General features: G+C 72.5%; 10 protein-coding genes. All 10 read left to right on the top strand.

The genetic code is table 11. The features are described 5' to 3' along the window. Position 1 precedes the first annotated feature (1 nt). The gene (locus tag ABD329_RS16700) at positions 2-397 is read left to right on the top strand and encodes a hypothetical protein (protein ID WP_198280566.1); all 396 of its coding nucleotides are present in this window, start codon (positions 2-4) and stop codon (positions 395-397) included. A 50-nt stretch (positions 398-447) separates the two neighbouring features. Then, positions 448-1,566 (top strand): beta-ketoacyl synthase N-terminal-like domain-containing protein, encoded by a 1,119-nt coding sequence (locus tag ABD329_RS16705; protein WP_198280565.1) that lies wholly within the window; start codon positions 448-450, stop codon positions 1,564-1,566. A 37-nt stretch (positions 1,567-1,603) separates the two neighbouring features. After that, a complete protein-coding gene (locus ABD329_RS16710; protein ID WP_198280564.1) occupies positions 1,604-2,596 on the top strand; it encodes an ACP S-malonyltransferase in 993 nt (330 codons plus the stop codon). A gap of 35 nt (positions 2,597-2,631) precedes the next feature. Further along, positions 2,632-2,886: an acyl carrier protein gene (locus ABD329_RS16715; protein WP_198280563.1), complete on the top strand. Its 255-nt coding sequence runs from the start codon at positions 2,632-2,634 to the stop codon at positions 2,884-2,886. 1 nt (position 2,887) lies between these two features. Further along, entirely contained in the window at positions 2,888-3,358 is a 471-nt protein-coding gene (locus ABD329_RS16720; RefSeq protein ID WP_198280562.1) for a 3-hydroxyacyl-ACP dehydratase FabZ family protein, read from the top strand. After that, entirely contained in the window at positions 3,355-3,861 is a 507-nt protein-coding gene (locus tag ABD329_RS16725; protein ID WP_198280561.1) for a 3-hydroxyacyl-ACP dehydratase FabZ family protein, read from the top strand. Before ABD329_RS16720 ends, ABD329_RS16725 begins: the two co-directional genes overlap by 4 nt. A 34-nt stretch (positions 3,862-3,895) precedes the next feature. After that, positions 3,896-4,681, top strand: a complete 786-nt coding sequence (fabG, locus tag ABD329_RS16730; protein WP_198280560.1) for a 3-oxoacyl-ACP reductase FabG — start codon at positions 3,896-3,898, stop codon at positions 4,679-4,681. A gap of 97 nt (positions 4,682-4,778) precedes the next feature. After that, positions 4,779-5,558, top strand: a complete 780-nt coding sequence (locus tag ABD329_RS16735) for a DsbA family protein (protein ID WP_198280559.1) — start codon at positions 4,779-4,781, stop codon at positions 5,556-5,558. Between the two features lie 147 nt (positions 5,559-5,705). Next, the gene (locus ABD329_RS16740) at positions 5,706-6,635 is read left to right on the top strand and encodes an alpha/beta hydrolase (protein WP_198276342.1); all 930 of its coding nucleotides are present in this window, start codon (positions 5,706-5,708) and stop codon (positions 6,633-6,635) included. A 54-nt stretch (positions 6,636-6,689) separates the two neighbouring features. Further along, a partial coding sequence (locus ABD329_RS16745; protein WP_344316556.1) for a biotin carboxylase N-terminal domain-containing protein occupies positions 6,690-6,792 on the top strand: 103 nt, incomplete at its 3' end.

Consider the following 6,792-nt stretch of genomic DNA (forward strand, 5'->3'; position numbering starts at 1 on the left):
CATGGGCGACCAGGCGCGCTGGCTGCTGATCGTGGAGCGGGCGTACCGGGGCTCGATCGAGACCCAGTACGCCGACGCGCTGTACTGCGTGCCCGATCTGCACCGGCAGAGCGGCGGCTGCGATCTGGCGCTGCGCGGCCACGCCGCCGGCTACGCCCTCGACTCCGGCTCCCGGCCCGCGCTGCGCCTCGGCGACCGCACCCTGGACACCCTGCCCCATCCGCCCACCTCCGTGGCGAGGCTGTTGGCCGCCGGGGTGACCGTGCTGGTCGAGGAGGACGGTCTGGCCGCGCTCGGCCGCACCGCCGCCGAGCGGCTGCTGCCCGGCGTACGCGTCATCCGGGGCGACGACCTCGCGGCCCGCTGGCCGTCGTACGAACAGGTGTGGTTCCTGTGACCCGCCGCCCCCACGGCCCCTTGGCCCCAACCGAAGGAGTACCCGAACCCATGGTCAACGCCCCCTCCGGGGCAGCCCCGGTCATCTCGGCCTGGACCGCCGTATCGCCCCTGGGACTGCGCGGGTCCGACTTCACCGCGGCCCTGCGATCCGGCCGCTCGGCCGCCCGGCCGCTGGACCCCGAGGAGTGGTCGGCGCCGTTCCGCGAGGCGAGCCTCGTGCCCGACTTCCACATCCGGCAGATCCTCGGCCGCAAGGGCACCCGCTCCATGGACCGGGCCACCGGCCTCGCCGTCACCGCGATACGCCATCTGCTCACCGGGGAGCGGGAACACGGCGAGGGCGAGCGGCTGCCGGGGGTGGACGAGGAGACCGGTCTCGCGCTCGGCACCAGCACCGGCTCCGCCCAGAGCATCATGGACTTCACCCGGGACTCGCTGGTCGGCGAGAAGCCCTTCTACGTGGACCCGGCCCGGTTCCCCAACACCGTGATGAACTGCGCGGCCGGCCAGTCCGCCATCTGGCACGGGCTCAGGGGCCCCAACACCACCATCGCGGGCGGCCGCGCCACCGGGCTGCTCGCCCTGCGGTACGCGGTGCGGCTCCAGCGCGCCGGACGGGCCAGGGCCGTGCTGTGCGGGGCGGTCGAGGAGTTCTCCTCGGCCCGCGCCTGGCTGGAGTGGCACGCCCGCGCGGACGAGAACAGCGCCGCCGTGCTCGGCGAGGGGGCGGCCGTGTGGCTGCTGGAGCCCGACGCCTCGGCGCGCGAGCACGGCCGCGAGGGGCTGGCCGAGGTGGTGGGCCTGGAGTTCGGCTGCGTCGCGGACGCGAAGGCCGCCCGTACGGTGCTCGCCGACACGATCGGCCGGCTGCTGGACCGCACCGGGGTGACCCCCGGCGAGCTGAGCGCCGTCGCCGACTCCGGCGCCCCCGGTGCCGAGGGGGAGGCCGAGCTCGCCGCCCTCGCCGACGCCCTCGACGGCGAGGAGCCGCCGCGGATCACGGCCGCCGACATCATCGGGGACACCTGCGCCGCCGCGGCGGCCTTCCAGATCGCCACCGTGCTCGCGATGGCCGAGCGCAAGGAGATCCCCTCCGGCGGAACCGCCCTGGTCACCACAGTGGACCGGGACGGTGTGGTCGGCGCGGCCCTGCTGCGGATCCGGTGACGGGCCGCCGCCCCCCGAACTGAAGGAGCTGGTTGAGATGACGGACCGAGAGACGATGGGCGCGGCCCTTGTGGACGAGGCGCCCCGTACGGCGCTGGTCTTCCCCGGACAGGGCGCCCAGAAGGCGGGCATGGGCGAGGCGTGGCGGGACACCGCGTCCTGGGCGCTGGTGGCGGAGATCTCCGAGTACACCGGTATCGACGTCGAGGAACTCCTGCTGAAGGCCGACGACGAGACGCTGCGCCGCACCGACCTCGCCCAGGTCGCCGTCTTCACCACCGAGGTGCTCGCCCACCGCGAGGCGGAGGCCGCCGGGCTGCTGGGCGGAGTGGTGGCCTGCGCCGGGCACAGCCTGGGCGAGTACACCGCGCTGCACGCCGCCGGGGCCGTGCCGCTCGCCGACACCGCCCGCCTCGTCGCCGCCCGCGGCCGGGCCATGCGCGCGTGCGCCGAGCGGTCGCCCGGCACCATGGCCGCCGTGGTGCGGCTCGGCCCGGAGACCGTGGAGGCGCTGGTCGCCCGGGTCCAGGAGGAAGGCGGCCAGGAGGACGGCGGCCAGGTCTGGATCGCCAATGTGAACGCGCCCGGCGCCATCGTGCTCTCGGGCACCGCCGAGGCCGTGGACCGGCTCGCCGAACTGGCCGTGGAGAGCGAGGGCAAGGTGATCCGGCTCGCCGTCGGCGGCGCCTTCCACAGCCCGCTGATGGCCGCGGCCGCCGACGAGCTGCGCGAGGCCCTGGCCGCCGTGGACTTCGCTCCCGAGCACACGCCGGTCGTCGCCAACGTGGACGCCCGCCCGTACGCGAGCGGCGAGCACTGGCGGGACCTCGAACTGACCCAGCTCACCAGCCCGGTGCGCTGGGAGGAGAGCGTCCGCACGCTCGCCGGCGAGCTGGGCTGCGTCCGGTTCGTGGAGCTGGGCCCCGGGCGCCAGCTGACCGGCATGATCCGCCGGATCGCGGACGGCGCGCTCACCGTCCCGGTCGAGTCGGCCGCCGCCCTCGCCAAGCTCATCACCCCCGAACCCTGAGCCCCGCGCTCTGACAGCGGAAAGGAGACCCCCGCATGGCCGACGCCACCGCCGCCGTGGACATGGACGAGCTGCGCACCTTCGTCGCGGATGTGCTCGACGTGGACGAGGAGGACGTCACCGACGACGCCGACTTCGTCAAGACCCTCGGCGTGGACTCCCTGATGGCCCTCGAGGTCATGGTCGTCCTGGAGAAGAAGTACTCGGTGAAGCTGGAGGAGCGGGAGATGAAGGACATCACCACGCTCCGGAAGGTGCACGACCTGCTCGCCTCGAAGATGGGGATGTGAGATGACGGCGGTCGCGTGCGGGCCGGTGGACGGCACCGTGGAGGTCGTGGACCCGGGCGTCCCCGGTGAGCGGCCCGCCCGGTGCGTGGCCGTGGTCGGCGCGTCGGAGAAGGTGTTCGCCGGGCACTTTCCGGGGTTCGCCATCTTCCCCGGGGTGTGTGTCGTGGAGTACGTCCAGCGCGGCGCCCTCGCCACCATGCCGGAGCGCGAACCGGGCGGGCGCTGGGTCCTGGCGGCCGTCGAGTCCTCCCGCTTCCTCAGCCCGGTCTACCCCGGTGACGAGCTGACCAGCGAATACGTCTGGTCGCGCAAGGACGGTGGCTGGCGCTGCCGGGCCTCGGCGGCCACCGGGCGCGGGCCCGCCGCGCAGATAAGGCTGCGCTTCGAGAACCGGGACGTCCCGGGCGCGGCGGCCGGGGCGGGGGAGCGGAGAGACCAAGACGTACGCGCCCGAGGAGCGGACGCCGGATGATCACCGTTGACGAGATCAAGCGGATGCTGCCGCACCGCTACCCCATGCTGCTGGTCGACCGGGTCACCGAGCTGGTGCCGGGCGAGCGGGCGACCGGGCTGAAGGCGGTCACCTGCAATGAGCCCTGGTACGAGGGGATGCCGGACACCGCGACCGAGGAGGACTACCACTATCCGTGGACGGTGCTCATCGAGTCCTGGTGCCATGTGGCCGGGGTGCTGGTCACCTGGGACCGGCCCAACCCCGATGTGCGCTCGGGCAAGGCGATGCTGCTGGGCGGCATCTCGGACGCGGAGTTCCACCGCCCGGTGGTTCCCGGCGATGTGGTGGAGCATCATGTGCGGCTGGCCCGCCAGGTCGGCGAGACCTATGTCTTCGAGGGCGAGAGCCTGGTCGGCAAGGAGACCGCCCTCACCATGGGGCGGCTGACGATGACCATGCGCCCGGCCTCCGACCTGGCCGCCCCGCCCGTGCCCGAGCCGCCCGTGCCCGACCCGCTCTGACCGCACACCACCTCCGGGAGAAGGATCTCACCGTATGTCCGACCGAATATCCGACGACACGGGCCGCGCATCCGGTGACGAGGAGCCGACGCCGCGCGTCGCGCTGGTCTCCGGCGGCTCCCGCGGCATAGGCCGGGCCACCGTGCTCCGGCTGGCCCGGGACGGTTTCGATGTGGCGTTCTGCCATCGCTCCAGCCCCGACGCCGCCCGTGACCTGGAGGAGGAGGCGGCGCGGCTCGGCGGCGGGCGGGTGCTCGGCAGGCAGACGGACGTCCGTGACGCGGGCGCGGTGCGCGAGCTGGTCGCCTTCACCGAGGAGTCGCTCGGCCCGGTCGAGGTCGCGGTCACCTCCGCCGGGATCACCCGGGACAATCCGCTGCTGCTGATGACGGACGAGGAGTGGCGCGGCGTCCTGGAGGTCAATCTGGACGGCACCTATCACCTGTGCCGCTCCGTGGTGTTCGGAATGATGAAACGCAAGTCCGGATGCGTCATCAACATCTCGTCCGTGGCCGGTGTCCACGGCAATGCGACCCAGAGCAATTACGCGGCCTCCAAAGCGGGCATCATCGGCTTCACCAAGTCGCTCGCCAAGGAGGTCGGCCGGTACGGCATCCGAGCCAATGTGGTGGCACCCGGCTTCATCGAGACCGATATGACGGCCGAGCTCTCCGACCGGATGCGCAAGGAGGCGGAGCAGAGCATCCCGCTGCGCCGCTTCGGCCGTCCCGAGGAGGTCGCCGACATGGTCGCGTACCTGGTCGGAGCGGAGTATGTGACCGGCGCGGTGTTCCAGGTGGACGGCGGCATCGTCCTCTGACGGACACCCTCGGCACCGCCGTGCGGGCGGTGCGCACGATGTGATCGCTCGCTGAACGGGCGGTACGCAGGAGACGGACGAGCGAGGTGGTACGGAAGTGGCAGCCAAGCGCAGCAAAGTGCCGCGGTTCTATTTCAATTTCCGCAGCCCGTACAGCTGGATCGCCTACCGTGATCTGATGGACCGCTATCCGGATGTCGCACAGGCGGTGGAATGGCACCTGTGGTGGGAGCCGGACGCGGACGGGGAGCGCCGTATGGCCGAACTCGGCCATCACTTCCCCTATTCGGCGATGTCCCGGGAGAAACATCTCTATATCCTCCAGGATGTGCGCCGGCTGACGACCGACCGCGACCTCGCGGTGAGCTGGCCGGTGGATCACGACCCGGTCTGGGAGGTGCCGCATCTGCCGTACTTCCTCGCGCTCGACGCGGGGCTCGGCCCCGCCTGGATCGAGCGCGTCTACCGGGCGCGCTGGCAGGAGGGCCGCGACATCTGCGACCGTACGACCATCGCGGAGATCGCCGGAGAGCTGGGGCTGCCGGCCGAACGCGCGGCGGCGGCCGCCGATGACGAGGAACTGCGCGGCGGCCGGGGGCTCCGGGCCCTGCTCGCGGTCAGCGACGCCGGGGCGTTCGGCGTGCCGTTCTTCACCCACGGCTACGACAAGTTCTGGGGCGTGGACCGGCTGGCGGCCTTCGTCGCCTCGGTCCGCTCGGGGTCCGGCTCGGGGGCCGGGCCGAGGCCCGGGTCCGGCTCCCGGTCCCGGGACACGCCCCCCGCCGGAGGGCCGGACGCGGACTTCGCCGAGCTGTCGGACGCGGACTTCGCCGCCGCCCGGTCGGCCGATCCGGGCCATGCCGGGGGCTGTGGCTGACTCTTCGCCCGCCCGCTCGTTCACACGTTGTCGCCCGTCCACCCGTCCGATCCGACCGCCCAGCCCCCCGCTCGCCCAGCCGCCCGTCCCGACCGAGACGAGAACGCCCTGACCGCCGACGGACACTCCCCCTCCTGGAGGACGCAGATGCCCGAGCCACGCCAGACGTCGGCGCGGCCTCCTTCCCTGGGAGCCCGCGCCCTCTCGGCCGCGGCCCTGCCGATCGCCCCGCTGTTCGGGGCCTCGCTGGCGTATCTGGCCTTCCATCCGCGGCGCCGGGAGCAGCGGGAGCACCCCAGGGACCACGGGCTGCCCTGCACCGAGCTGAAGATCCCCTTCGCGGCGCGGAAACACCTCGACACCTGGCTGTGCCCGGGGTCCCCCGAGAAGGTGGTGGTGCTCGGGCACAGCATGGCGACGGCGAAGGACCACAGCCTCCGCCACGCCAAGTTCCTGCACGACGCCGGGTACACCGTCTGTCTGTTCGACCACCGCAACCACGGGGCCAGCAGCGACGACCGGGCGCTGTTCGGGCTCGGCGACCGGTTCGCGAGCGATGTCACCGCCGTGGTGTCCCATCTGCGCGGCCGAGGCGGGTACGGCACGGCGCGGATAGCCTTCTACGGCTTCTCGTTCTCGTGCTTCTCGTCCATGTGGGCGCTGACGCACGACGGATTCGAACTTGACGCGCTGGTGTGCGACAGCGGGCCGGGGCACGACGTCCCGCCGCTGCTGCGCAAGTTCCTGGAGGCGGAGGCGCTGCCGCTGCCCGCCGTGCTGAAGGGCGAACCGGCCCGTTCGGTGGTGGCGCGGACGCTGTGCGCCGTGGGTCCGGCCATGCTCCGGGCCCAGTGGCCACCGCCCGCGACGGGCAAGTTCGCCAAGATCCCCCTGTTGTTCATGTCGGGCGAGCACGATGCGATCGTGCCGCCCTCCTCGGTGGACGCGCTGGCCGAACGCTATGCCCAAGCCGAGACGCACGTCCTGCCGGGAGCCGAGCATCTGCTCGGGCTGGAGACCGATCCCGAAGGCTACGCGAGCGTGGTGCTGGATTTCCTCGAGCGGGCCCTGGGGTAGCCACCTTGACCGTCCCCGACGGGACGGAACTTTTCGGAAGAGGGAAGAGAGAGCATGCAAAAGGTGCTCATCGCCAACCGTGGCGAGATCGCTGTCCGTGTTGCCCGTGCCTGCCGGGATGCCGGGATCGCGAGCGTAGCCGTCTACGCCGATCCGG

Origin of the sequence: Streptomyces javensis (genome assembly GCF_039525925.1) — a bacterium.
Taxonomy (GTDB): domain Bacteria; phylum Actinomycetota; class Actinomycetes; order Streptomycetales; family Streptomycetaceae; genus Streptomyces; species Streptomyces asiaticus.

What these genes read in the sequence shown, in the direction of transcription:
- ABD329_RS16700 (WP_198280566.1), top strand. Translation starts at nt 2, where the DNA reads ATGGGCGACCAGGCGCGCTGGCTGCTGATCGTGGAGCGGGCGTACCGG.
- ABD329_RS16705 (WP_198280565.1), top strand. Translation starts at nt 448, where the DNA reads ATGGTCAACGCCCCCTCCGGGGCAGCCCCGGTCATCTCGGCCTGGACC.
- ABD329_RS16710 (WP_198280564.1), top strand. Translation starts at nt 1,604, where the DNA reads ATGACGGACCGAGAGACGATGGGCGCGGCCCTTGTGGACGAGGCGCCC.
- ABD329_RS16715 (WP_198280563.1), top strand. Translation starts at nt 2,632, where the DNA reads ATGGCCGACGCCACCGCCGCCGTGGACATGGACGAGCTGCGCACCTTC.
- ABD329_RS16720 (WP_198280562.1), top strand. Translation starts at nt 2,888, where the DNA reads ATGACGGCGGTCGCGTGCGGGCCGGTGGACGGCACCGTGGAGGTCGTG.
- ABD329_RS16725 (WP_198280561.1), top strand. Translation starts at nt 3,355, where the DNA reads ATGATCACCGTTGACGAGATCAAGCGGATGCTGCCGCACCGCTACCCC.
- fabG (WP_198280560.1), top strand. Translation starts at nt 3,896, where the DNA reads ATGTCCGACCGAATATCCGACGACACGGGCCGCGCATCCGGTGACGAG.
- ABD329_RS16740 (WP_198276342.1), top strand. Translation starts at nt 5,706, where the DNA reads ATGCCCGAGCCACGCCAGACGTCGGCGCGGCCTCCTTCCCTGGGAGCC.